Source organism: Nafulsella turpanensis ZLM-10, from assembly GCF_000346615.1.
GTDB lineage: Bacteria > Bacteroidota > Bacteroidia > Cytophagales > Cyclobacteriaceae > Nafulsella > Nafulsella turpanensis.
In genome coordinates this window covers 1-25,051 of the sequence record NZ_ANNU01000059.1, presented here as the reverse complement: position 1 = coordinate 25,051, position 25,051 = coordinate 1, and the positions used below count along the sequence as shown (strand labels likewise).

General features: G+C 46.3%; 22 protein-coding genes. 7 read left to right on the top strand and 15 right to left on the bottom strand.

Annotated features, from left to right (window positions below; all coding sequences use genetic code 11):
- Window positions 1-222: 222 nt before the first annotated feature.
- The 7 genes from F752_RS0119715 to F752_RS0119685 all read right to left on the bottom strand — a co-directional run bounded on the left by F752_RS0119715 (window position 223) and on the right by F752_RS0119685 (window position 7,630).
- Window positions 223-975, bottom strand: coding sequence for an acyl-CoA desaturase (locus F752_RS0119715; RefSeq protein ID WP_017733469.1), 753 nt, complete (start codon window positions 973-975; stop codon window positions 223-225).
- Window positions 976-1,088: 113 nt separating this feature from the next.
- Entirely contained in the window at window positions 1,089-1,766 is a 678-nt protein-coding gene (locus tag F752_RS0119710; RefSeq protein ID WP_017733468.1) for a DUF4159 domain-containing protein, read from the bottom strand.
- A 12-nt stretch (window positions 1,767-1,778) separates the two neighbouring features.
- Window positions 1,779-2,453, bottom strand: coding sequence for an HAD family hydrolase (locus F752_RS0119705; protein WP_017733467.1), 675 nt, complete (start codon window positions 2,451-2,453; stop codon window positions 1,779-1,781).
- 190 nt (window positions 2,454-2,643) lie between these two features.
- Window positions 2,644-2,814: a hypothetical protein gene (locus tag F752_RS26455; protein ID WP_169331916.1), complete on the bottom strand. Its 171-nt coding sequence runs from the start codon at window positions 2,812-2,814 to the stop codon at window positions 2,644-2,646.
- Between the two features lie 31 nt (window positions 2,815-2,845).
- Complete coding sequence (locus tag F752_RS0119695) at window positions 2,846-4,840, bottom strand: BamA/TamA family outer membrane protein (protein WP_152425226.1); 1,995 nt, start codon at window positions 4,838-4,840, stop codon at window positions 2,846-2,848.
- 41 nt (window positions 4,841-4,881) lie between these two features.
- Window positions 4,882-5,937, bottom strand: coding sequence for an NAD(P)H-dependent glycerol-3-phosphate dehydrogenase (locus F752_RS0119690; protein WP_017733464.1), 1,056 nt, complete (start codon window positions 5,935-5,937; stop codon window positions 4,882-4,884).
- Window positions 5,930-7,630, bottom strand: a complete 1,701-nt coding sequence (locus F752_RS0119685) for a 1-acyl-sn-glycerol-3-phosphate acyltransferase (protein WP_017733463.1) — start codon at window positions 7,628-7,630, stop codon at window positions 5,930-5,932. Before F752_RS0119685 ends, F752_RS0119690 begins: the two co-directional genes overlap by 8 nt.
- Before the next feature lie 358 nt (window positions 7,631-7,988).
- Here F752_RS0119685 and F752_RS0119680 point away from each other — a divergent pair, with 358 nt between their 5' ends.
- Window positions 7,989-9,986, top strand: a complete 1,998-nt coding sequence (locus F752_RS0119680) for an aconitate hydratase (RefSeq protein WP_017733462.1) — start codon at window positions 7,989-7,991, stop codon at window positions 9,984-9,986.
- Between the two features lie 14 nt (window positions 9,987-10,000).
- Here the strand turns inward: F752_RS0119680 and F752_RS0119675 are convergent, their stop codons facing one another.
- Window positions 10,001-10,705: a hypothetical protein gene (locus F752_RS0119675; RefSeq protein WP_017733461.1), complete on the bottom strand. Its 705-nt coding sequence runs from the start codon at window positions 10,703-10,705 to the stop codon at window positions 10,001-10,003.
- 91 nt (window positions 10,706-10,796) lie between these two features.
- Between F752_RS0119675 and F752_RS0119670 the strand changes: the two genes are divergently transcribed.
- A complete protein-coding gene (locus F752_RS0119670; RefSeq protein ID WP_017733460.1) occupies window positions 10,797-11,879 on the top strand; it encodes a two pore domain potassium channel family protein in 1,083 nt (360 codons plus the stop codon).
- 41 nt (window positions 11,880-11,920) lie between these two features.
- Here F752_RS0119670 and mscL read toward each other — a convergent pair whose 3' ends face one another.
- Window positions 11,921-12,370: a large-conductance mechanosensitive channel protein MscL gene (gene mscL, locus F752_RS0119665; protein WP_017733459.1), complete on the bottom strand. Its 450-nt coding sequence runs from the start codon at window positions 12,368-12,370 to the stop codon at window positions 11,921-11,923.
- Window positions 12,371-12,386: 16 nt separating this feature from the next.
- The gene (locus F752_RS25575; RefSeq protein WP_017733458.1) at window positions 12,387-13,751 is read right to left on the bottom strand and encodes an exonuclease domain-containing protein; all 1,365 of its coding nucleotides are present in this window, start codon (window positions 13,749-13,751) and stop codon (window positions 12,387-12,389) included.
- Between the two features lie 209 nt (window positions 13,752-13,960).
- Here F752_RS25575 and F752_RS0119650 point away from each other — a divergent pair, with 209 nt between their 5' ends.
- Together F752_RS0119650 and F752_RS0119645 are read left to right on the top strand one after the other, a co-directional pair.
- Window positions 13,961-14,812: a universal stress protein gene (locus tag F752_RS0119650; protein ID WP_017733456.1), complete on the top strand. Its 852-nt coding sequence runs from the start codon at window positions 13,961-13,963 to the stop codon at window positions 14,810-14,812.
- Window positions 14,813-14,947: 135 nt separating this feature from the next.
- The gene (locus F752_RS0119645; RefSeq protein WP_081604617.1) at window positions 14,948-15,778 is read left to right on the top strand and encodes a universal stress protein; all 831 of its coding nucleotides are present in this window, start codon (window positions 14,948-14,950) and stop codon (window positions 15,776-15,778) included.
- 82 nt (window positions 15,779-15,860) lie between these two features.
- On the opposite strand, the gene F752_RS26335 is transcribed toward F752_RS0119645, so the two are convergent.
- The 3 genes from F752_RS26335 to F752_RS0119625 form a co-directional block, all read right to left on the bottom strand.
- Entirely contained in the window at window positions 15,861-16,028 is a 168-nt protein-coding gene (locus F752_RS26335; protein ID WP_017733454.1) for a hypothetical protein, read from the bottom strand.
- 218 nt (window positions 16,029-16,246) lie between these two features.
- Complete coding sequence (locus tag F752_RS0119635; protein WP_017733453.1) at window positions 16,247-16,816, bottom strand: TetR/AcrR family transcriptional regulator; 570 nt, start codon at window positions 16,814-16,816, stop codon at window positions 16,247-16,249.
- A gap of 198 nt (window positions 16,817-17,014) precedes the next feature.
- Complete coding sequence (locus F752_RS0119625; RefSeq protein ID WP_017733451.1) at window positions 17,015-19,483, bottom strand: TonB-dependent receptor; 2,469 nt, start codon at window positions 19,481-19,483, stop codon at window positions 17,015-17,017.
- Between the two features lie 355 nt (window positions 19,484-19,838).
- On the opposite strand from F752_RS0119625, the gene F752_RS0119620 reads away from it, so the two are divergent.
- Window positions 19,839-20,771 (top strand): TerC/Alx family metal homeostasis membrane protein, encoded by a 933-nt coding sequence (locus tag F752_RS0119620; RefSeq protein WP_017733450.1) that lies wholly within the window; start codon window positions 19,839-19,841, stop codon window positions 20,769-20,771.
- Window positions 20,772-20,812: 41 nt separating this feature from the next.
- Here F752_RS0119620 and F752_RS0119615 read toward each other — a convergent pair whose 3' ends face one another.
- Both F752_RS0119615 and F752_RS0119600 read right to left on the bottom strand, forming a co-directional pair.
- Entirely contained in the window at window positions 20,813-21,589 is a 777-nt protein-coding gene (locus tag F752_RS0119615; RefSeq protein ID WP_017733449.1) for a hypothetical protein, read from the bottom strand.
- Between the two features lie 740 nt (window positions 21,590-22,329).
- A complete protein-coding gene (locus F752_RS0119600; RefSeq protein ID WP_017733447.1) occupies window positions 22,330-22,659 on the bottom strand; it encodes a hypothetical protein in 330 nt (109 codons plus the stop codon).
- Between the two features lie 215 nt (window positions 22,660-22,874).
- Here F752_RS0119600 and F752_RS0119595 point away from each other — a divergent pair, with 215 nt between their 5' ends.
- Window positions 22,875-23,393 carry a hypothetical protein gene (locus tag F752_RS0119595; protein ID WP_152425225.1) on the top strand — a complete coding sequence of 173 codons (519 nt, stop codon included), beginning with the start codon at window positions 22,875-22,877 and terminating at the stop codon, window positions 23,391-23,393.
- A gap of 139 nt (window positions 23,394-23,532) precedes the next feature.
- Window positions 23,533-24,975: a S41 family peptidase gene (locus F752_RS0119590; protein WP_152425224.1), complete on the top strand. Its 1,443-nt coding sequence runs from the start codon at window positions 23,533-23,535 to the stop codon at window positions 24,973-24,975.
- The last annotated feature ends 76 nt before the right edge of the window (window positions 24,976-25,051 follow it).

Sequence of the window (25,051 nt, the reverse complement as noted above, 5' to 3'; positions counted from 1 at the left end):
AGCATGAAAATAGTTTTTTCAACCCTTTTATAACAGTTTCTCCCATTAATTATAATCTCAGTACCTCTTTTGCTGCTATCTTTTCTTGTTTAACTCAAACTTACTAATTACTTAGTTTAATAACTAATAAAATAGTTTAAAGTTTTATCATTTTAGAAATGGATAAAAAAAAGGCAGCCGGAAGGGGCTGCCTGGGAAAAAAGTAAATAAGAGCTTAGAAAATCAGGCTCCGGGTTTTAACCGGATGATGCGACAGTAATGTAAAACTTTAACCACCGGATAGGTAGGGTCAAATTCAAACCATTTAACCGCAAAGTTTGCTCGTTTAGGAAGTTTGTGGTGGTTGTTCTGGAACAGCTCTCCCATCATCAGGAAGTCAAGGAGCAGGGAATTCTTGGACTTATCGTTATTATCGAAATTGGCGTAGCCGTATTTATGGCCGCTCCAGTTAACAATGGCTCCATGGACTGGGCCCATCAGGAAATGAATAGGAAGGAGGAAATACATACTCCAGTGCGTGCCCCAGAAATCAAATACAGAGATGCATAGCACATAGAAAATTACATAAAATAGTCCCCAGCCCAGGCGGGTTAGGTAAGAAGATGCCACCCGGTCGAAAGTAGCCCAGTCGGGAATTCCTTTGCTGAAACGTTCTTCCGGAACCTCCTGGTAGTGGAAAACATCGTTATAAATGTTTCTGGTCCTCCACATCATGGTAAAAATATTTTCGGTATGGTGGGGCGAGTGCGGGTCTTTGGGCGTATCGGAATAAGCATGGTGCATCCTGTGGAGAACAGCATAAGCCCGGGGACTAAGATAGGATGAGCCCTGGCAGGCCCAGGTAAAAATATAAAAGAACTTTTCCCACCCTTTACTCATGCTAAACATTTTATGGGCGGCATAACGGTGTAAAAAGAAGCTCTGGCAGAAGAGGGATAAATACCAGTGGGCAATAAAAAATATTATAATTATCACTTGTTAAAAAATTAATAAAATGGTGACTAGAAAAATTAACTCTTTTACCTAAAAACCGAAAAAGAGCTTTTTTGTCACGGAAGAAAATGAAAAAAAATACCGGAAAGAAAAATTTATTCCTGTGTAAAGGCAAAAGATAAAATATTGGCGCCCATTTTTAATGCCTGCTGTCGAATGGCCTCAGGGTTGTTGTGCACGCTTTGATCTTCCCAGCCATTGCCCAAATCACTTTCGTAGGAGAAAAAGCTAACTAATCTACCCTTATAAATCAGCCCAAAGCCCTGGGGGGGCTTTCCATCATGCTCATGAATTTTGGGTAAACCCTCCGGGAAGCTAAATTTTTGATGGTAAATTGGGTGGGAAGGAGGTAGCTCTACGAAGTCGAGCTCAGGGAAGACCTTTTTCATCTCCAACCTGATAAATTTGTAGAGGCCATAGTTATCATCTATGTGCAGGAAGCCCCCGGCAATCAGGTAGTTCCGAAGATTTTCTGCCTCCTGCTCATTAAAAACCACGTTACCATGCCCTGTCAGGTACACATAGGGGTAGGCAAAAAGCTCCGGGCTTCCCACTTCCACCACAGCGTCTTTCTCTGCCAGGTTCATGTTTAGCTGCTGGTTGCAGAATTCAATTAAGTTTGGCAGGGCTGTTTTATTGGCGTACCAGTCACCACCGCCGTTGTATTTTACTTTGGCGATTGGAATACCGCTTTCCTGCTGTGCGAAAGCTGAAAGGGGAAGCAGGTAAATGCACAGGAGCAGAAAGCAGGAATAAAAGACACTTTTTCGCATTCGTCAGTTTAGTTACTTTTTTTGATAAACTAAATTTTGCAGCTGCTTAGTTTCAACAGACTCGAAATTCCTGACCAGCAGGTCGGCACCACTTTCCTGCAGCTCTGCCGCGGGGTGGGTGGTGATGAGGGCGACTACCTTCATGCCAGCTGCTTTGCCTGCCCTAATGCCGGAGAGAGAATCTTCAAAGACGACACACCCGGCTGGTGGAGCATTTAAGGCATTTGCCGTCTGCAGGTAAATTTCAGGGTCAGGCTTTCCTTTTTCAATACCCGCGCTGTCCTTCAATACAGAAAAATACTGCTTCAATCCAAGGGTATCGAGCGTAAAGTCCATATTGATAGTGGGAGCCGAGGTGGCTACTGCAGTAGGTATATCATCTTCCCTGCACTTTTGCAGAAAAGGAAGCAGACCTTCGACCGGCTTGAGGTGTGGCCTGTAAAAAGAACGATAGATTTCTTCTTTTTCGTTACTGTACTCCAGAATTTTTTCCTTTGAAGTCTCAGGCCCGAAAAGATAGGTGGTAACCTCTGTGACGGTACGGCCATTGACATAGCGGTCAAATTCTTCTTTGCTCAGGTGTTTATGGTAGCGCGAACAGAATTCGTTCCAGGCTTTTACATGGTACTGATGATTATCGACCAGTACTCCATCCATATCAAAAATCAGGTAAAAAGGGCGCTTCATACAGTTCATTAAAAGGAATCCAACACAAATTAAAGTATTAAAACGAAGGGAGATAAGGAGATGAGAGGTTTTCTGCTACCTCAGCGGTAAGGTTAGCGGAGAACGGGCTTCATTCTGCAGTATAGCAGTATAATAGAAGCTTTGGTTTAGATGCCATTCCCGTGGCAGATTTAGCCGGATCAGGATTATTTCAGGGGCGAGGCTTTATCAGGCGGATGGCCAGGAGGATAATGCCTACCACGATAATAATTTCCAGAATGGCCATCCCGACGAAGCCAAGTAGCTCGGAGAGAAAAACAAAAGCAAGAATGCCCGCCATTACCAGCAGCAACATCAAGAATACACCTGCAAAATCTTTCATATATAAGTAGCTCATAAGCCCCCAGAATTGTTTAACGAAACTGAAATGGGCCTGGCTGCCCTATGCTGAAGTCGTTAAAAAGAAGGGAGGGAATGGCAGAGAGGATAAAACCAAAGCTTTTTTCTGCATTATTTGGGTAATAAGAAGCTCGGAGCTGAAAGGTGTTAAAGGTGAAGTTTTCATTACGTATACGTAGCCCCAATCCAATACCTGTATAGCTTGAGCCTTTTAAACTGAGGTAGGTGCGGCTGTTGAGGTAAGCCAGATCTGCAAAGGCAAAGCCGGCCGTTTCAAAGCCTAAAAAGCGGAAAGGAGTAAAGGCAATTGTTTCGAGGTGCAGGGCCAGGCGTTGTGTTCCTCTCTTTTCACCAATATATAACCCACGAATGCTTTCATCACCGATCTGCAGAAACTCATGGTCAAAGCGGCGGTCACCATAAGTGTAGTCAAAGGAGAGGAGCTGGCGGAAGCGATACCGGCCAGCGCTCATCAGCGGACTGAAGTACCTCGAGTGCAGGTGCAGGAGCCGCTGTTCCATAGTGCCATTTTCGCGGAAGTAGGTTTCCAGCTCGAGCCGACCGGATAAATAACCAATGCCGGCTACATACCGGCCTCTTTGCAGGCTTAAACCGGCATAGGGCCTGTCCGTAAACTCTCCATTTTCGAGGCCAAAGGTAAGATTGATCAGGTAGCCGTAGGGAACATCCTCGGTTCGGCCAAAGCCGTAAATATAGCGGTCGCGGAAGTAGTATCGGCTGCTCCAGCCGATACTGCCTAAATAAAGAATGCGGTTGTGAAAAAAAGCCTGCTCCTCTGCACTAACCGCAGGCCTCTCCCGAAAATTGGTTCTGGCAAAACGGCCGGCCAGCACCAGCATTGGCTGCTGGTCTGCTGCCTCCCTGGTGGTTGGGCCACCTAAATTAAAAGCATGTCCGAGCCAGGCGTTGGCATAATGGTAGCGGTACTGAAGGAGCGTGTCCTGCTCCTCGCTGATATTTCTAACTTCTCTTTTTAAAGTAGTTCGGTTAAGCTGTAGGCCACCTGCCCAGCGAACATCAGAGGTAAAGAAGTTCCTTTGGAGACTGCCGCCTATATGGCGCTCATTTTCTGTATGGGAAAATTCTGCCCGGCTGTTAATAAATAATCCGCCAATATTTTGAACCGCGTATATACCACGGTAGCCTAAAACGGGTTGCTGGTCCTGGTCGAAGAGAAACTCGCTGCTAAATATATGCCCAAAGCCGGCGAGGTTGTAGTTATTGAGTCGGAGGGAAGACTCATCCAGCCCGTTAAAGGAACCACCGACGGAGTATGGAAATACATCCTGTGTCAGCAGAAGTACATCTACAGTATCGGAAGCCGGACTCCTTGGCTGTAGAAAGATCCGGGCATCGCGGATAAAGGCGAGCTCCCGTATAAGACGTTCACTTTCTGCCAGTGCCAGCGGGTCTGCCGGGTTGCCTGGTTCAATTAAAAGGGTCTTCCTGATTACCTGTTTGCGGGTAGGGGTATGAAAGCGGTTGCCTGCCTGCATTAACCAGTTGGCTGCCTGCCGGGAAGTGTCGTTAAGGCTGGGGCCAAAAATATCGAGTCTTTGTATAGTAATCTCTCCAATAACTTTATCTTCGACTGTCTGGTGCCGCTCTTTTGTGCTATCATTGCCCGGCAGCTGATCAGGTGGAGTAGTCATGCGCTCAGGTTCTACAAACAGGAGGTCAAATAAGCGGCTTGTGAGTCTTGTACGGGAAAAAAGGTTTTCCAGCCTGCTGTAGAAACGGCGGCTTTGAACTTCTTCTTTTGCCAGCCTGCTGGTATCGGTAAGCAGGAGCACAAGCGAAGGATTAAAACGGCGCACGGTGTCCTCAAATACCAGGGGCTGCACAGGCGATGGGGCATGTGAGATTTCTCCGGCTTTAAGGCCGGAGAAGTTGCTGAAAAAGGGTAACATCCACAACAGTAGGAGTGGAGTTGCTCTTTCTTTGCAAAAGAGGAAAAGGAGATAGATAGTACGCTCCTGTTTTGGCATAGGTAAAAAAGCAGAGGCGTTGAAAAAATAATATTGAGGCCTTACAGAAAATCCACATCTGTATTAAATGGATACTTCATCAGGTACTGCAGCGCCTCTTCCACCTTCATGTTCTCGAACAGGACTTTGTGGAGCATTTGTGTAATGGGGGCGCGAACATTGAGGTTGTCGGCTATTTCGGTCATGATTTTAACCGTCTGCACCCCCTCGGCTGTTTCTTCCATAGTAGAAAGAATCTGGTCCAGGGTTTCGCCCTGTGCCAGCCTGTAGCCAACGGTAAAGTTCCGGCTCAGGCGACTGGTGCAGGTGGCTACCAGATCGCCCACGCCGGCCAGGCCGATAAAGGCCTGAACATTTCCACCGAGGGCTCTGCCAAGGTAAATCATTTCTACCATTCCACGGCTGATAAGGAGAGCACGGGCGTTTTCGCCAAGCCCCAGGCCACTGAGGCCGCCTGCGGCAATGGCAATAATGTTTTTAAGCACGCCACAAAGCTCCACACCTATCAGATCGGAGCTGCCATATACCTGAAAGCGCTCGTTTCGAAGCAGTCGAATTCCTTCGTTAATTACTTCGCGAAAATGGCTGGCTACCACCGTGGCAGCAGGCTGCTGCTGCACCAGTTCAGTCGCCAGGTTCGGGCCGGCCAGGCAGCCTATCCGAACTACCACACTTTCCTCACGTATTACCTCACTCATCGTACGGATGCAGCTCCGGTCAATAGGCGGCATGTCTTTGGTTCTTCCTCCTTTGGGCAGGCAAATGTCCAGCCCTTTGGTGCCATGAATAAGGATATGATAGGGATGCAGGTGAGGGGCCAGATCTTTCATCATCGCCCGAAAGTTTGCGGCCGGCACTATAGGAAAGATCACGCTGCAACGCTCCGCCAGCTCCTGCATATTGTTGATCGCTTTTATGCGCTGGTGAAGAGGCTTTCCCTTATAGGTTTCATGAGACTGGATATACTCCACCGCTTCCGGGCGGCGGGCATAGAGCAGCACATCATTTTTACGGGCCAGCATATTAGCCATGGCAAGGCCAAAGCTTCCGGCACCGATAACTCCTACGGGCTTATTTGAACCGTTCTGCTCAAACATACTCTTCAAGCTCATAGCCAGACAGGCGGTTATGATAGTAGAACAGGGTGTTCATGTCTTCGGTCGTTACATCGCCAGCCTTGTTTTTCATTAACGGCCGTTTGCTGTGGTACATGCCCACACTCTTGATGCCGTGGTTAATAGCCACATCCATGTCCCCGGTTAACTTAGGGTCTACATGTACCTTTCCCTGCTGGTAGAGCTTCATAATTTCGTCGCGGAGCCTCGAGAAGGTATCTTTAAACTGCTCGTATGGAATGATGAGCTCATCTTCGGGCAGGCGAAGCAGGCTGAAGAGGTCCAGCTTCGGGAACTTCTTCTGCAGAATCTGGAAGGCTATAAAAGCGACCAGGTGGCTGGGGAATACCCTGTTAATGCGGTGGTACTCTTTTACAATAGCCTCACTGAGCATGCGGGTATACTCCTGCTCGCGCTGCTTATCTTTCGTAACCTTTCCGTTCGACATAAAATAGTCGCGGGTATCGATTACCTTTCCGTTATTGTCGTAGCTCTTGCCTTCATCATCTACAAAATTGCCGAGCAGGTCCATTCCTTTCCCTATAGAAACAGAAATGTCTGAACCACGGGTAAAGAACTTTAGGAGGAACTTTGTGATTTTGTAGGAAGAAGAGTACTTATCCGACTCTACATAATATCGTTCCTGGCCTTTTATTTTCAGGTATTCGTTAATCAGGCTGGGCGCTTCCAGCACAAAGTTATAATTGATGGTAACCGGAACGATAAATATTTTTCGGGCATCGGCGGCCTCATTCTTTTCATACATTTCGCGCTGGGCCTCCATGGCACTGTTGAGCAGCCCCAGTTTGAGGCGTTTCTCCAGCTTACCTGAACGCGAACGGGTACCCCCCGGAAAGAAAAGGCTATGGCAGCCATTCTGCATGGCCAGGCTGGAGTAAGACTTCAGTGTTTCGAGGTACACCAGGTTCTTTTTCCGGCGGTCAACCTTATAGGCACCTAGGCTGTTCATGAAATAGGCGATTACGCCGATATTGAACAGGTTGAGTCCTGCGCCATAGACAAAGGGAGGGAGTCCGAGTACGTGAATCACCCAGCCAATCAGGATAGAATCGAGGTTGCTGAAGTGAGTTGGGACCATTACCACCACGCCTTTTTTAGCCAGCGCCCTAACCTGATCGGTTTCGCCGGTAATATGGAGCTTATCCTGCAGGCTATACTGGTTGCTCCACAGAGAGCTTAAGCCTTTTACCCTGGAAGCGTTGAGCAGGCGGGCAAAGCCAAAAGTAATAGCCCGGCGGGCAAAACGATAGGAAGAAGGCCTGAAGCTCCCTGCAATTTCTTCAGCATAACGGGTGGTAATGCTGCGGAGCAGCTCTTTTTCCTGCCCATTGGTTTTTCCGGTTGTATCGTGCGATAAGGTTACGAGCTTTTTTTGCACATCAAGCCAAAAGGCAGCATCATCTTCCGGATCTACTGCCCATGGATTCTGTTTGATGCGGAGCTTCTCACGGTGCAGGGTGGTTTCAAGTTCTTCGATTAGGGCGGCTCTGCTTGGCTTTATTTCCAGTATTCTTTCCAGTCCCTGCTCCGCAACCTGCTCAATAAACTTTTTTTTATTCCGGCTTAACTGAACAACCGGCCAGTATTCGGTACGGGGAATAATGGGCTTATATATCTTTTTAGTATATTCTATGCCTTCTGGCTTTGGTTGCATAGGGTAAATAATTTAAATATATCCTATTTGTGCAGTAGATGTGAAAGTAGCTGCAGGCACAAAAAGAGACGCAATTTAGTGCTGCTTTCAGTCTTTTAAAAGCTTTGGTGAATTTTCCTTCCTTATAAGGGGCAAAGATACATAAATGCCTGCTGATTGTATAATTCCGCTAACAGCCTTTAGCAGTACCTTGGCTGGTTCTCTTTTTTACCCTGCTTTGCCATCCTCCATTTTCTCTCCTCCGGGTAGGAGGAAAGTTGGAAAGAAATTTAACAATGCATCTGTCTTGAATGTTAAAAAGGAATTAAAATACTTTGCCTGAAAGATTTATACTTTTTTACCCTTAAAGACCACTGCCATGAGCCAAGCCTATAACGTTACCCAAAAACTAATAAAAGATCATTTGCTGAAAGGAGAAATGGAGCCTGGAAAGGAAATTGGTATTCGTATAGACCAGACCTTAACCCAGGATGCCACCGGCACCCTTGTTATGCTGGAGCTGGAGGCGATGGGGCTCAGGAGGGTGAAAACCGAAATTTCGGTGCAGTATGTAGACCATAACCTCCTGCAAACCGATTTTAAAAATGCCGATGACCACCTCTTCTTACAGTCGGCAGCGCAAAAGTTTGGTTTGTGGTTTAGCAGACCCGGTAATGGAGTAAGCCACCCTGTGCATATGGAACGTTTTGGCAAACCAGGTAAAACGCTGGTAGGTTCCGACAGCCACACCCCTGCATCCGGTTCACTGGGTATGCTGGCGCTGGGAGCCGGCGGACTCGATGTTGCCTTTGCCATGGCAGGTGAGCCTCTTTATTTTAAAATGCCTAAAGTACTGGGTGTAAAGCTAAGCGGTAAGCTGCCCGATTGGGTAAGTGCCAAAGATGTAGTGCTGGAAATGCTCAGACGTTATGATGTAAAGGGCTGCAGGGGTATGGTAATTGAATATTACGGACCCGGGCTCGATAACCTGCAGGCCATGGACCGGCACGTGATTGCCAATATGGGGACGGAATTGGGCGCTACCACCACTGTTTTTCCGGCCGATGAGATGATTAGAAAGTTTTTAAAAGCACAGGGGCGGGAAGAAGATTTTAAGGAAATTTTACCCGATGAAAGTGCTGAATATGACCTGCACGATGAAATTGTGCTGGATGATTTGGTGCCGCTGATTGCCCTGCCCAGCTCACCGGGAAATGTGGTGCCGGTAAGCGAGGTGGCAGGCCGGGAGGTAGGGCAGGTAGTGCTGGGCTCTTCCGCGAATCCGGGCCTTCGCGATTTCTGGATAGTAGGGGCTATTATGGAAGGCCGTACGGCTCATACAGATCTCTCCTTCGACATTAACCCTACCTCCCGCCAGCTGATCCAGAACCTTGCCGCCTCGGGTCAGTTCCAGAACCTGATTGCCTCCGGGGGGCGTTTCCACCAGTCGGGTTGTATGGGCTGTATAGGCATGGGCCAGGCACCGGCAACTTCTACCATTAGCCTCCGGACCATGCCCAGGAACTTCCCCGGGCGAAGCGGTACACTCGATGACCAGGTATACCTCTGCAGTCCCGAAACCCTCGCCGCCGCGGCCCTGACCGGAAAGATAACCGACCCCAGGGACCTTGAAAAAGAGCTGGGTATAAAGTATCCGAAATACCAGCCGGTAGAACAGGAGCTTATTAATACCCAACTGCTCATTGCGCCGCCCGAAAGCGGAGAGAACATTGAGCTGGTAAAAGGACCGAATATCAAGACATTACCCCAGTTTGAGCCTCTGCAGCAGAACTACCGGGTACCGGTTCTTTTAAAAATGCCTGATAATGTGAGTACTGATGAAATTCTTCGGGCCGGGGCAGTTGTGCTCCCTTACCGAAGTAATATCCCTGCTATAAGTAAATGGGCTTTTGCGGTAATTGATGAAAGCTTCCACGACAGGGCATTGGAGGCTCGCGAAGAATTTGGTGGCCACATTGTGATTGCCGGCGAAAATTATGCCCAGGGCAGTAGCCGGGAACATGCCGCCATTGCGCCTAAATTTTTAGGGCAGGTAGCGGTAGTGGCCAAAAGCTATGCGCGCCTGGGCTGGCAAAACCTCATCAACTTTGGAGTACTGCCTCTTGAGTTTGTAAACCCGGATGATTATGAGCGTATAGAAGAAGGAGATGTGGTAAAGCTAAAAGGACTTCTGGAATCCTTAAATAAAGAGGAACCTGTAGTGCTGATAAATGAAACCAAAGAGGAGAATTATGAAGTGAGTTTTTCCCAGCTTAGTGAGCGCCAGAAGGAGATCATCAGGATGGGAGGGATCATCAACTACTTTAAAGAGAAGAAAGTCAGTACAAAAGGGGAAGTGGAGCGACCACTTCGATAAAAGGCGAATATTGACTATGCCCGTTGGCGGAGAACCGGCGGATGTTCCTTTAAGTTAAGGCGGCTGCCTTTTTGCAGGAAGGGAAGGATTTTCCCTGATGGAGGATCAGTTTTCCAGTTGATATGTACAGCAGGATCCAGGCTGTTGAGAGGCAGAATAAAGTGGAAGTCGGCGGGGAGGCTGCCCAACTCCTGCCGGTAGTAGAGACGCTGCTCAGCTGGTAGGGTAAAGTATTCGCGATTGCTGAGATTTGCACTGCTTTCAGCAAATAAAGGAAGATACAGTATTCCTTTAGGCTGATGGCCGGTAAAGGTATTGGTGTATTGTACAAACGACTGTAAAGCAGGGGTAATAGTCGGCAGGAAGAAGTCGGAATGGTATTTTTCTTCCTGTACGGTAAGAACCCAGCTTCCCCTGAAGCCTATAAAGGCAGCCAGGCAACCTGCTACCAGTAAGCTGAGCATGAGCCATGGATTATAAAAAAGCTTAAAAATGGCGACAAGGCTTAAAGTAGCTGTTACACCCCCTGCTACCAGCGGAAGCATTAGTTTGCGATGGTTAAATGCCAGCTGCCGGAGGTTCTCAAGTGCAAATACCTTAAGCTGTCCTCTGTACAGCAGCTGCAGGTGTTCTTCTGTTAGCCACAGTTTGTCCTCTTTATTTTTAGAACCTAAAGGGCAGGTGGCAATAACTTTTTCTCCTGCAGAAGGTATTTCCATAACAGATATTCTTAAGGGCAGTTCTGTAAGTTAACAGAAAGAGTAAAGATAAGCTCCGCCTGATGCCGAAAAAATAAAAGTACTGTAATAAATGAATTATGTTTTTCTCGTAGCAGGGATAGTGATTGTATGTCTGGCAGGTGTAGATGTATTGGTTAGTACGTTAGCCCCTCGGGGAACCGGCTTCTTTTCTACCCGCCTTCGGTCGGTAATATGGAATTTTTTTCACTGGTGTGGACAAGGCAGGGGAGAAAGCAGAATGTTAAACTATGCAGGTATGTTTACAGTAGCTGCCTGGTTGTTTGGCTGGATTCTGATGCTTTGGATAGGTAACTTCCTTATTTACCTGTCTGCCCCCGACTCTGTCCTTTATTCAGGGACGAATGCTTCTGCCGGCCCGATAGATAAGCTTTATTTTACCGGCTATGTACTTTCTACCATGGGGAATGGAGACTTTAAGCCTGGAGGAGGCTGGTGGAGCGTTTATTCAGCGGTTATATCTTTTTCGGGTTTTGTTACCATTACCCTGGCCATTACTTATCTGGTGCCGGTGCTTTCTGCCGAAATGGAAAAGCGAAAAACCAGTATTTATATCCATTCGTTAGGCGCTTCGCCGGAGGAAATTTTAATCAATGCCTGGAACGGCAAAGACTTTAGCCGGCTGACGCAGCACTTTGGTTCTTTAACAGACAGTATTATGAGCCAGGCCCAAAAACATGTGGCTTATCCAGTGCTACATAATTTTCACTCGCACCTGCACCAGGAGGCACTTGCCATTAACCTGGTAACGCTGGATGAGGCTCTGAGTATCCTTCTGCTTTACGGGCACAACGAAACATATACCATTGAACAGCAGATTTATCCTCTTCGCTTTGCTATTTCCGACTATCTGGCAACGCTGGCAAACGCATTTATTGAACCCTCTAATAACGAGCCTGGTCCTTTCAGGATGGAGCGCCTCCGCCAATCCGCCATTCCATTTAAACAGGAAAATGAGGATATACGAATGGACAAGGAAAGGTTACGACTGAGGCGCAAACTTCTTTTAGGGATGCTGGAAAATGATGGCTGGCACTGGGGAAACATTTACATGACGGCCACTTATGAAAGCTACGACATTAGCCGCAATAAAGAAGTTGCGTCTAAAGGAAAAATTAAGCACTACAACTCCTAGCAGGAGGTTAAGTATCTGAAAATCTTAACCACTCCAGTTATCTATGGCGTGGACGAGGTGCTTTGGTCTTTCTTCAGCAAATCTCGTATTTCCGAGAGTAGCTGAATTTCTTTAGGAGTTGGAATTTCTTTATTCCCGGGATCGTCGGCTTTTCTTTTCCAGCCATTAATGAGCTTTACAAAAGCAAAAACGACCACGGCAATAATAAAAAAATCGAATGCCGCCTGAATAAACTCTCCGTATTTGATAATGACCGGCGCCACCACCTCATTTCCATCGGCATCGAGTTCTCCTTCTTTTAACACCCACTGGAGGTATTTAAAGTCGAAACTACCCACCATCATGCCCAGGGCAGGCATAAGCACCGACTGTACCAGGGTATTCACAATTTTAGTAAAGGCAGTGCCAATAATAATGCCGATGGCCAGGTCCAGCATATTTCCTTTAACGGCAAACTCTTTAAACTCCTGGTAGAGGCTTTTCTTAGCCATAAAAGTAAAGCATAGATTAGTAATTGATAATTTCCTGTACAGGGTTTTTCAGCAGGTATTGCAGGGCAATTTCAGTGGCTTCCGGGGAGCGGCAAACCTGGGTAGCCTGCTCTGCCATACCGGAAGTATCATAGGCCTTATCCTGTAAATTTAAATATCCCCAGCTAACCGAATGGTTGTTTTCTATTCTTATCAGCGCTTTCTCAGAGGGGTTTCGGCCTTTTTCCACAATCAGCTGGTTGGTGGAGGCTTCCATGCTCTGAAGGGCTGCATCTACCCGTTTATTATAATCCGACGGGGCTTCCTGCTGCCGGCAGGCGCCTTTACAGGAGGAAAGAGACCCGGAGCAGGTAGTCTGTTTGCCGGAAAGAGGAGTGAAGGCAGCGCAAAGCGCAAAGGTAGTAATTAAGCTCTCCAGTGCCTGTAGCGCCTCTTTTTTAGTTTTGAAGGAGCTGGTTTTTCCATTAATTTCCTGCCGCTCGAGCTTCAGGTGAAAAAAGCCGTCCAGCTGAAGGTCGGGGAGGATGTACCACTTCAGGGGCTGCCCTTTTACTTTTGGTTTAGGATTCAGCCGCGGTTTGTTTCTTAGCACCTCCTCATGAGCTTGCAGTTGTGCAATCAGGTAAGTGCCGGTTTCTTCAAAGGCTACATCTTTTATTTGTTCCCGTACATTTACAGTAGCGCGGCCGCCTTTATTCTTGAGGTGGCTGAGCGCTTTGCGACGGATATTCCGGGCGCTGTCGATATACAAAATTTCATCATCGGCTCCTATCAGGTAGAGGAGCCCCGGTGATTGGGGCAGGTCTTCTATGGTGGTATTCTGGAGGTACTTATTATAGATGGAGCCACTATGCTCCCAGGCTACCAGGGCAGCCAGCTGGTTGTCTTTATCTTTTTGCAGTAGCAGTTCGAGTAGCTTAACGGTGGCAGCAGCATCACCACCGGCCCGGTGCCGGTTATCGAGACCAATACTTAGCTGTTCGCATAATCTGCCAAGGCTATAGGAGGACTGGTGGGGAATTACTTTACGGCTGGCCTTTACCGTACAAAGCGTTGGGCGATCAAACTCCCGGCCTAATTTGCGGAATTCGTGGCGGATAAAGGTATAGTCGAACTGGGAGTTATGGGCTACAAAAATATGGTCTTTGGTAAGGGCTGCAATGGTATCGGCCACCTCGGCAAAAATGGGAGCCTCCCGAACCATGTCGTCCGATATGCCCGTGAGCTGCGTGATAAAATATGGAATAGGAATTTCGGGATTGATGAGGGTACTGAACTCCTCGATTACCTCCAGTCCGTTATGTATAAATATAGCTATTTCGGTTATGCGTCCCCAGCGATAATTACCCCCGGTGGTTTCAATATCAATTACTGCGTACATATTACTGCTTTGCTCCGGCTGCTCTGCAGAGCCCTCTTCTCCTTTTTAATGAAATTTAAGGTTAAACAATTAATTAGCCAAATTAATTTACAGGCCTCCGAATTTTCTGGCCCGGCTGTAAGATCTAAACCTGAAGCCCCTTATCTGGTTAACCTTCTAAAAGCTATCTTTAACCTGTACCGCTTTAGGCGGTAAAATGCCTCACTTCTATGGATAAAACCAGAAATATTCTACTTTCCACCGATTTTTCAGAGGCCGCTGTTAATGCGCTTAAATTTGCCATTGGGCTGGCGAAGGAAGCAGGTGGCACCCGCCTGATCGTGCTGCACTCCTTCCAGCTGCCTGCTACTGGTCCGGTTATGGGCTTAGGAACGGCTTATGTAACCGACCAGGCTATTCTGGTGGACCAAATGCAGGCACAGGCCCGGGAGCATATGCTGGAGCTGGAAGAAGGCTATCTAAAGCCCTCCGGACTTGATTTTGAGTGCGTTATGCAGTTAGGATCTGCCATGAACAATATAAACGATCTGGCTAAGAGCAAAAAGGTCGATTTGGTGGTAGTGGCAAATGAAAAGGCTGGGAAGCTGGAACGCCTGCTGGGTAGCCTGCCCCTGTATGCGCTGGAACATTCAAAGGCTCCGCTGTTGCTTGTACCAGACAAGGTTGCTTACCGGCCCTTCCGCAAAATGGCCTTTGCCACCGACCTTAAAACTTATGAGCGGGAGGCAGTGCTGAAACAGCTGAGATACCTGGCCGAATTATTTAAGCCGGATGATATATGTGTGCTGAACGTGCACACAGCAGAAGAAGAGCTGAGCGGAAAAGAACTGCAGGAGCTGGAGCATATACGCCAGGAGTTTCAGGGTATGGATTATGAAGTCGAAATGATTGAAAGTGAAGATGCTGAAGAAGGTATCCTGGATTTTGTAGAGCAGGAGGAAGTTGGATTGCTTGCTGCCATTCCAAGACAACATGGCTTTTTTGAGGGGCTTTTTCATAGCAGTATCACCAAAAAGCTGGCCCGGCATAGCCACGTGCCATTACTGGCCATTCATGAGTAATAACCGTTCCTTTAACCGGGAGGGGATAAAATTGCAGGAGCATAAAAAGAATATCATAGGAACTGCCCCGCCAGGGCGGATTTCTTACTCATTTTATAAAATTAAAACATCAGCTATACTCAACTGTTACTCTATATGATGAGACACATACTTATACCCACCGATTTTTCTGAAACGGCCAACAGTGCCCTGCTGTATGCGCTGGAGTTGGCGCTTGCGACAAAAGCCGAATGTACCCTTTTGCATGCTTATAAAATGCCACACGATTTTGTGGCAGAAATGGAAAACCGGGTTGTTGCCCACCGCAAAAATGCTGTTAAAAAGCTCGAGGCTTATGTGGAGGAGTTAAAAAAGGAAGAGAAGTATGCCGGTTTAAAGCTTCACCAGATGGCAAAGGAAGGAAGCCCTGCTGAGGTGGTGGAAGATTTATCGGAAGAGATAGCAGCTGACTTAGTGGTGATAGGTCTTTCGCGAAATAAAGGCTGGAACACCTTTTTTTCCGGCGGCAAGGGTGAGGAAATTGTGGAGAATTGTCGACTACCCGTGCTGGCAGTGCCTGCCGGTGTTCCATTTCAAAAGCCACGCGAAATTGTATATGCCGCCGCCTACCGGGAGGAGGACATGCAAAACCTTGAAGAACTGGCCGGCTTTGCCAAATTATTTGATGCCCGCCTCAGAATAGTGCATGTTATTAAAAAAGATACGAAGGAAGAGCGGCTGCGCTACAGAGGTTTTAGCGAAGAAGTGCAGGATACGCTATCTTACCCTTACCTCAACCAGGAATTGTTAATTGCCGACGAAGTGGAAGAAGGGCTGCAACAGGCCATTGCCAATAGTGCAGGAGTGGTATTGTCGATGGCACATTACCATAAATCATTTTTCAAGGGCATGTTTGCCAAAAATCACACCAAAGAGGTGGCCAAAGAAACCCGCGTGCCCCTTATGGTTTTTTACGAGGAGGAATAGGACTCCTGCATTAAAACTAAAATAAAAAAGGTTGCTTCGGATTATTCCGAAGCAACCTTCCTTCTTTAAAAGCTTCTGCTTTTTAGTCTTCCTTTTTATCTTCTTTCTTTTTTGAAGTCACATCTTTTTGCCTTGTTGCCGGCACATCGGCCGCATCTTTACGATCTGTTTTAACATTCACCGATTTGTCGCCTGTCAGGTTTGGATTGTAATCTTTTCTTCTTTCTTTAATTTTATCGTTGATTGCCATAATTCCTTCTCTTTAAGTGAAAAAATAAGCCTTTCCAGGCTTTTCTATACCTTATTTTACTTAATCAGGGAGCTTTATGTTGCACTGAGGTAATGGTAATTTATTGATATTCAGTTTAGTAAGGTCCTGGGTGCGGCTTTCTGCTGTTTCTGATTGGTAAAAAACGCCACATCTGTCTGTAGGCTCACTTGCCCCTTAATGGTTTCGTACTGCTGTGGTTAAGTAATTTTAACACTGTCCCAGCACGATTGGGCTGCCTTCTCCAGGCGCTCTTCCGTTATATCTAAAGTACCGGACAAATGAAGTTTGGTGGTGGCTACAACCTGTCCGTGGACAATAGCTGCCATAAGGGCGATATCCATTTGCCGGAGGATGCCCACTTCTGTTCCATTTTTCAAAAAATCTACCACCACCCGGGGAAATTGACGCATTTCGCCTTCGCCCGACTGGCTTATAAAAGGAGAATTGGTGTACTGCTCTAAGAACATAAACTCCTCGGGGTTTTCCATAAAGCAGTGAAAGAGTCTGCGGTAAAAGCTAAAAAAGCGGTCGCGCAGATTTCCGCCAGCCTCCTCTCCCTGCTGCAAATCCAGATCTATTTTCTGCCTAAGCTCCCCGTACAGCTGGTTAATGAGCACCTCTTTGCTGGGGAAATAGTTGTAAATGGTGCCGGCCGCCACCCCTGCCTGTTTGGCAATCATGGACATGGGGGTGGCATGAAAGCCATGCTCCGTAATCAGTTCCATGGTCGCCTTCAGAATAGCCCCGCGTTTATCGTCTCCTTTCATTTTGCTGCTGAATGTTTGTTCAGTAAAAGTGTGGCAAACAGATGGTACGCGCAAGCATATCCTGTAAATTTTGCGTGGCTGTTGTTTAACTTTAAAGTAAAAGGACTGGAGGGTAATTTAGCTTTGCCCCTTTGATTAGAATAAAAAAACCGGCGAGTTTCCTCTGCCGGCTTATTTTGTTTAAGTTTTCCCTGGTCCTTAAAAGTCCATTTCCTCTGCATCACCATTATCCTGCTGGCGCTGCTCGCGGTTAGGACGTTCGCCACGCTTGTTCGACCTGCGAAGCTGGTAGGTAAACCCAAGGGTAAAGGTACGGGGGCGCCACTGGAATTCCCCTTCGCTGATGAAGTCATCGGTAATGGTAATTGATCTCCAGCGGCGGGTGTTCAGCACATCACTCACACTCAGGGTAAGGTTTCCTCTTTTATTGAAAAGGTCTTTGCTAATTCCTGCATCGACAATATATAAAGCCTTTGTGCGGCCCTGTGTCCGCTCCATAGGGGCACGGTAAAAGAAGGTGCTTTGGGCACTCAGGCCTTTGGCAATTTTAAACTGCATATTGGTCCTGGCGTTCCAGGTATAGGTATCGCTGTACAGGTCCAGGTTTTCATAGCCTTCCAGTTCACCACCCTCAATTATCTGCCGGTAAAAGTTGAAATTAGTATTGGTGGTCCACCACTCGGCAATATCAGCATTCAGTACCAGTTCCAGACCATAGGCGTTTTCAGTAGCCAGATTCATAGGCATGCTTACCTGTATGGGAAAACTGTCGGTTTCAATGGTGGTGGTAACTCTTTCGATAATATCAGTAGTGTGGCGATAGTATATACTGCTGGTAATGGAGGCAAAAGGCAGGTGGCGGAGGTAGCCTAGTTCTACAGAATTGGTAAACTCCGGATCGAGCCTTGGATTACCCGTGCGAACGCTGTATTTATCTTCCTGGCTAATGAAGGGGTTAAGCCAGCGACCGCCCGGACGACGGATGCGGCGGCTGTAGCTCCACTCCACTGAACTGTTGTCGGTAAGCGCATAGGTAAAGTGGGTGCTTGGGAAAAGGCTCAGGTAGTTTCTGGGGTACTCTTCGCCTGATTCCAGTAGCTCAGAATTAATATCACTGTACTCGGCCCTTAGCCCTAGCTGGTAAGAAAAGCGCCCGGGCTTATTGCCCAGTATTCCATAAGCGGCATACACATTTTCGGTATAGATAAAGCTATTGGATAGGCTATCGAGGAAGACCCAGTCACCATCTATTACCTGGTTTACATCATAAATATTCGTATTCTCATCCCAGTTGGCCCGAACCCCTGCTTCCCAGCGGCCCTCTTCTCCAAAAGGATGAGTATAGTCTGTCTGGAAAAGGAAGCTCTTTTCACCTTCGTCGTTTATGGTATTCTGGCGAAGGAACACCTCGTCTAAGTCGCCTCTCTGCCTTTCGCTGATGGTAGATTCCTCTATTTCAGATTCTCTGCTGGCCTGGAAGGTAGCTGTTAAGAGCTGTCCTTCCCGCTCGTAGGTGCGGCGGTAATTAAGTTCAGCTTCCATGGTGGGCTCTGTTTCTTCTTCAACTGAATTCCGGAGGCTTGAGTTGAGGAGGGCTTCATAGAGGTTGTAATTCAGGTAAGTAAGTTCCTCGGCAGACTCGCCCGAAGAGGCACGGTACAGGAAAGAAGTGCTTAGGGTATTACGTTCGTTCAGGAAAAAATCTGAGCCAAAGCGGATGTTGTTGGAGAAGCCCTGGCGGTTATTAAGGTTGAGCGTTTCAATATGTTTGACATCGGTAAGTGGGTCCTCTACAGTGAAGTAGGTCCTTTCCTGGTAGCCCTCACTGCTGAAATCGTAATAGCGAATACCATAGTTGACAAACAAATTGTACCAGTTTTTACGGTAGTTAAAGTTAAGGGAAGCGCCATAGTTGCTCGGGTAACCTACATTTGCACTTACTGAGCCATTAATGCCGTCTCTTCTCTCTTTCTTGAGGATGATGTTAATGATACCAGCCACCCCTTCGGCCTGGTAGCGGGCCGAGGGGTTGGTAATAACTTCCACCCGTTCAATCATATCGGCCGGGAGGGAGCGGAGCGCTTCTGCACCGCTAATTCCTACAAGCCCCGATGGCTTTCCGTCAATCAGGATCTGCACATTCTGGCTCCCGCGAAGGGCAACATTGCCCTCAACATCGACGGTAACAGAAGGGATATTATCGAGAATATCGCTGGCAGAGCCACCCACCCGGGCAAGCGATTCACCCACATTAAATATTTTTTTATCGAGGGCCAGCTGCATCTGGCTTTTTTGAGCTGTTACTTCTACTTCCGATAATGTTTTAGCATCAGGGGAAAGGGCAATAGTTCCCAGTTCAATTTCAGGATTGGCCGCATTCAATACAATATCATTCCGGTATTCGCTTCCGAAAGAAAGAAACTGAATAAGGGCGTAGTAACGGCCGTAGGGGGCATTCAGTACAAATTCACCTTCCGTATTGGTGGTGGTGCCGGTAACAAGGGAGGAATCTGCCTGGCTAAAGAGCGAAATGGTAGCATATTCGAGTGGCATTTCATTTTCGGCATCTGTTACGATTCCACTTATGGTGCCGGTCGCTCCTTGTGCCCATGCGCCCACCGCGGAAAGAATAATGAGAAGGATGCTAAGGATATATTCTTTTTTCATGCTGTTTAATTTGGGCTGCAAAGGTAGTAACTCTTTTCTTCTTAACGGATAATTATGCAAATGTTTACGTAAAACAACAAATAAACAAAGGTTAAACACTGGTATTTGGCTGCTCATTTTTTGAGTGGAAAAATAAAAGGATAGGCGGTGGCGGCTGAAGTTCTGCCTGTAGGCTTTCCCAGATCCTGGCGGAAGGTTTTTAAATTTAATCCTGATATCGTTCTATTTTTATTTGAAGATAATATGTAATTTGCCGGTTAAGCTACAGAAAGCCGAACCTACATTTTGACCTTTTAGGCGTCTTTGATTATTGGTAAAACAAAGGAGCAGGCGAGGGAATAAACAGAAAGAAAAAATGGATGCACTATACTTTGTTGGTTTTAATATTTTGATACTGCTTCTGCTGTGTCTGGATTTGTTTGTCTTTAACCGGAAAAATGAGCCTGTAAAGTTAAAGGAAGCGGCCGCATGGAGTGTTTTCTGGATAGCGTTGGCCATGGTGTTTAACTATGGGGTGTATGTATGGAAGGGAGAGGAACTCGCGCTGGAATTTCTTACCGCTTATGTGCTGGAGAAATCGCTGAGTGTCGATAACCTCTTTGTGTTCGTTTTGCTCTTTTCCACCTTTGGTGTACCGGCTGCTTACCAGCATAAGGTGCTGTTCTGGGGTGTGCTGGGCGCTATTGTTATGCGGGCCATCTTTATCTTTGCCGGTTTTGCTCTGGTAGAATATTTCCATGCAAGCCTGTATGTTCTGGGCGCTTTTCTGGTATACGGAGGCATTAAATCTGTAGTGGAGAAGGAAGAGGAACTGGACCTGAAGGAAAGCCGCTGGTATAAATGGTTAAGCCGCCATATTCGCCTGGTGCCGGAATTCCATGGGGAGCGATTCTGGATAAAAAAAGAGGGGAAGCGCTTTTTTACACCGCTGTTTATGGCACTGGTAAGTATTGAGATAAGCGATTTAATATTTGCGGTGGATTCTATTCCTGCGGTGCTGTCTATCTCAGCAAATCCTTTTATCGTGTATTCCTCTAATATTTTTGCTATTCTGGGGCTTCGGGCTTTGTATTTTGTGCTGGAAGGAACCCTGCACCTGTTTCATTACCTTAAATACGGACTGGCGGCTATTCTGGTATTTGTAGGGCTTAAAATGCTCCTGATCGATATTGTTGAGGTGGAAATTATGCACAGCCTGCTCTTCATTTTTGCAGTACTGGCCCTGTCGGTGGTGTTTTCATTAATCTTTCCTCAGCCAAAAGTAAGCGGTGGAGTGGTAAAGGAGTAGTGGAGCTTATCTGGTGAATAATGGAGGCCGTATGAGAACGATTACTTTTTTAAAACCAGGCTTAACGCATGTATATCGGTTTGCTCCTGTAGATAGATTAAAAGAAATTTAATCAGTAATATGATGCCAATCAGCTCCATGGTTTCTTCTACCGTGGTAATGAGGGCATACCGTAAGTTTATTAAGCCATCCTGTTCAGCAAAGAAGCCACCAATTAATTCCATTCCAAGGGCACCGGCTACATATACACATCCTGCCAAGAAGAACCCCCACCTGAACCTGGCAGGAAGGGAAAAGAAAAATTTTAAATACAGAGCAGCAAAAGCAAGTAAAAAGGCCATTCCTACCAGCACCCAAGAGTAGTAGAATATCCCTGAAAGATTTAAGCTGTTCCTTAAAGGAAGAATAAGATGCTCATGAAAGCTAGCTACTTCATCTAAGGCCATACAAATAAACACCCCGGCCAAAAGAGCCCAATGGAGTACATTAGGTTCCAGGTATTTCTTTTTGTACCAGGCAATTAAGCCGAATAAGCCGCCCGCGGTTAAGAGAATTAGGCCGGAAAAAAAAGTAGGTATATTCGCTTCTTTATCCATGTTAAAGCCGGGAACAAGCCCCAGCGCCTGCTCATAGCCCCCCTCCAGCCAGGTAAATATGGCCAGCAGGTTCAATACTACCAATAGGGCAGTTATCCTGAATAAGGCCCGGACAATCCATGCCGGATTTACCTCTATCCTATTATCAGAAGAGGCTTCTGCTTTCTCAGGTCTCGACCTTTTTCTGTCTCTTGTAATTATTTTATTGGCGAATGTTCCCATCTTTTCCCTGCTTTACATCTTATTTGTCCATTTGCACACACTCTTTAGGCAATGTATTAAGGCCTCTTTCACCTGCACAAATACACGGAAAGAAGAGGCGGTAATGGCAGGTTTTTCTGTCTTTTAAACTTTCTCCGGAACAAGGCTTTCCTGCCTGAATTTTTCGCGCTACTTCCTGTTAGCTGATTTTAGCGGTATACGCTAAATAGTTATGGTAAGTTTGTGAATAACCTGCTTTCATCAGTAATTAATGCCCTGATAAAAAAATAAATTGTTCAATAAATATAAGCACATTAACCGGATTGTTCAGGAATAGTTAGTGTTTTAGTAACAATATTTTATGCTTTATATCCTGTTTGTTGCGGTTGATGAGACCGGATGAAAAGGTAGACTACTCATCATGGTTGAAGGTCTAACCTATCCTCCTGAAATGGATGGAAAACAGGGAAGAGTTTTGCCGGTGCCAATCGTAAGCAAATTCCTGTTTCATATTTATAACAAATATCTTATGGCTGCCATTTAAATGATTGGATGGGTATGGCAGGGTAATGGATTTCTGCGTTAACAGAAATCAATGAAGCTGGAGAAGGTCCTGTTGTGAAAGAGGGGTGAAAATATGAAATATGGAAGAATGGAAGAGTCGTAAAAAGGGTGCTGAGGCTTTCTTTCGGCGGCTCCAACCAATAGAAAAAGCAGGTAACTTCCGCTACCTGCTTCGGGCTTATTGTGCAACCACTTTTTTAGGAAAAGTCTTTTTTATTTCTGGTACCCGTCCCTTTGTTGCCACCTAATCCTGCACCTGCAGAAGCGGTACCCTCTTCTTTGCTTTCTGCACCAGGTATCGCGCTGGTTTTACCGGTGGGTTCTGTATGTTCAGTCTTTATTTTTCCTTTTTTGCCATCAATTTCTGCGCGATTAGCCTCCCGAGTATTTTCTCCTCTGGCTTCGGCTGACCGGTCGCGGGTACCAGCTCTGTTTTCGGCCCCTGTCTGGCTCGCCTTTTGGTCAGGATTCATTTGTTTTCTGTCTCTATCTCTGTTTTCCATCATTTCTATATTTATGTTCAACATATTTTAATTTACGCTAACCTTATTTATAGGTTTACCCGGCGCTCTGTTTATTTGACTGAAAATCAGTAGGTTGAATTCATGGAGCATTCGCTTCCGGTGGAGCAGGTCAGGAGAAATTGATAAACCTGATAAAAGAGTTTTAATAGCTGAGGCAGGCAGGATGATATGTCAAGAATGGAATGCTTTTTGTAATTAGCTTTAAAAAGAGAAAGAATATGAGAAGCATAAAAATCATGTTAAGTACCACTGCTAAGGTGGTGCCTGTTCTGGTAATTTTCAGTCTGCTATTCATTAGTTTGCCGTTAAAGGCACAGCAGGATTCTACTTTGTTGGTGGTAATTGACGGGGAGTTGTCGAGCCATAAAGAACTGGCGGGGCTCTCCTGGGAAGAAATCGAAAGCATGGATTATCTCTCTGGCCGGGATGCTAGGAGTATATATGGTTTAGCCGGGGCAGGAGGGGCGCTCGTAGTGAAAATTAAAGAGAAAAGGCCGGAACTGCTCGTGGTAAAAGATGGGAAGGTAATACCTGCAGATTCTCTGAAGGATATACGGTTTGAAAAGATAGAGGTGCTTAGCCCAAGGCAGGCCATCAACCTGTATGGGCCAGTCGGTGTCAATGGTGCCCTGCTTGTGCAGGGAAAGGAGCAGGAGCCGAAGGGGGAAACAGAAGCCGGAGTGGAGGAGACTTGTAGGTCCGGTTGTTGTGCGGTGCCAGCGGTAGAAAAGGAGTAGGTTCTGTTGCTTTTGTTTGATATTTATTTCCAGATATATTTGAAAATATTTATTAGTGGAAGGAACTTCCTTCTTCATAATTCACTTCTTTAGCAGAATATTATTCCAGGGAAATCTGAAAAATAAAAATAATTATAAGATGATATTTGAAAACAGAGGATTAAAATATGCTGCTGCCATTTTGTTAGGCATGGGTTTGTTTGTGAGCTGTGCCAAGGAAGAGGAGGAAATACTTCCGGTAACAGAAGAGGAGCCAGCCGCTGATACTACTGGTGTAGCAGCTATTAATGACTGGATTTATGGGGTAATGGATGAGGTTTATTACTGGACAGATCAGATGCCTGAAGCACCAGATAATAAGCAGGATCCTTCCGATTATTTCGATGCCTTGCTTTCTTCTGAAGACCGTTTCTCTTTTATCATTCCTGATTATGAGGAGCTCATGAACTCTCTTAACGGAGTGAATATGGAAGCCGGCTATGAATATATGCTGGTAAAAGAGGACCAGAGTGGAACTGGAGTTTTGGCAGTACTGCTGTATGTAAAAGAAGGCTCGCCAGCCGATGAGGCGGGTTTAAAACGTGGCGATGTTATTACTAAGATTAACGGGCAGAGTATTAATACGTCTAATTATAAAGATATGGTAGGGCAGCTTTCCTCGAACCATTCCATCATTTATAAGCGGTACGATGAGGAGGTGGCTGCCTATGAAGAGCAACCGGAGCTTTCGCTGAGTGTAATGGAACTGGCCGAGAATCCTTCTCACCTCGATACTGTCTATACGGTTGGAAGCCACAAAGTAGGTTATTATGTATATAATTTCTTCTCTCCCGGTCTTAATTCCAATGAGTATGACCTGGAAATGGACCAGATAATATCCGATTTCAAGGCACAGGGGGTAAGCGATATTGTACTAGACCTCCGCTATAATAGTGGTGGGGCTATCTCTTCCGCAACCAACCTGGGCAGCCTTTTAGGTAAAGGAGTAGACGACAGTAAAGTGTTCTACGAAAATAAATGGAATAAGCTGATGACTGATTACTTTAACAGTCAGGCAAATGGAGATGATATCCTGAGAGGGAAGTTTAAAAACAAAGCCGAAAATATAGGTAATTCATTGTCATCCGGAAGAATTTACGTGCTGATAGGTTCCAGAACAGCTTCTGCCAGTGAACTGATTATAAACGGGCTGGAGCCTTATATGGATGTGCACCTGATTGGGGAGAAAACAGTTGGTAAAAACGTAGGCTCTGTGCCGATTGATGATACCAAAAATCCGGAAAACCCATATGGTCTCCTTCCAATCGTGTTCAAAATATTTAACAGCCAGGGAGAGTCAGAATATAGCCATGGCTTTGCTCCTGATGTGGAAGTAAAAGATTTTCAGTTGCCACTGAAAGCTTTAGGTGATATAGAAGAGCCACTGCTGGCGATGGCCCTGCAAATGATCTCTGGCGTAAATGCTCGGATTGGCCAGGAGCCTGCTTCGAATATGCGCGTAGCAGAACCCATATTTTCTTCCATCGACCAGAAGGCGCACACCAATCGCCTCATTATGGAAGTGCCTTCTCTTCAGAAGTAAGAAAAAGAATTTAAAAAAGAGGCCCTGCAGCACCATGAGTGGTCGGAAGAAATTCCGGCCACTTTTTTTATGTTTT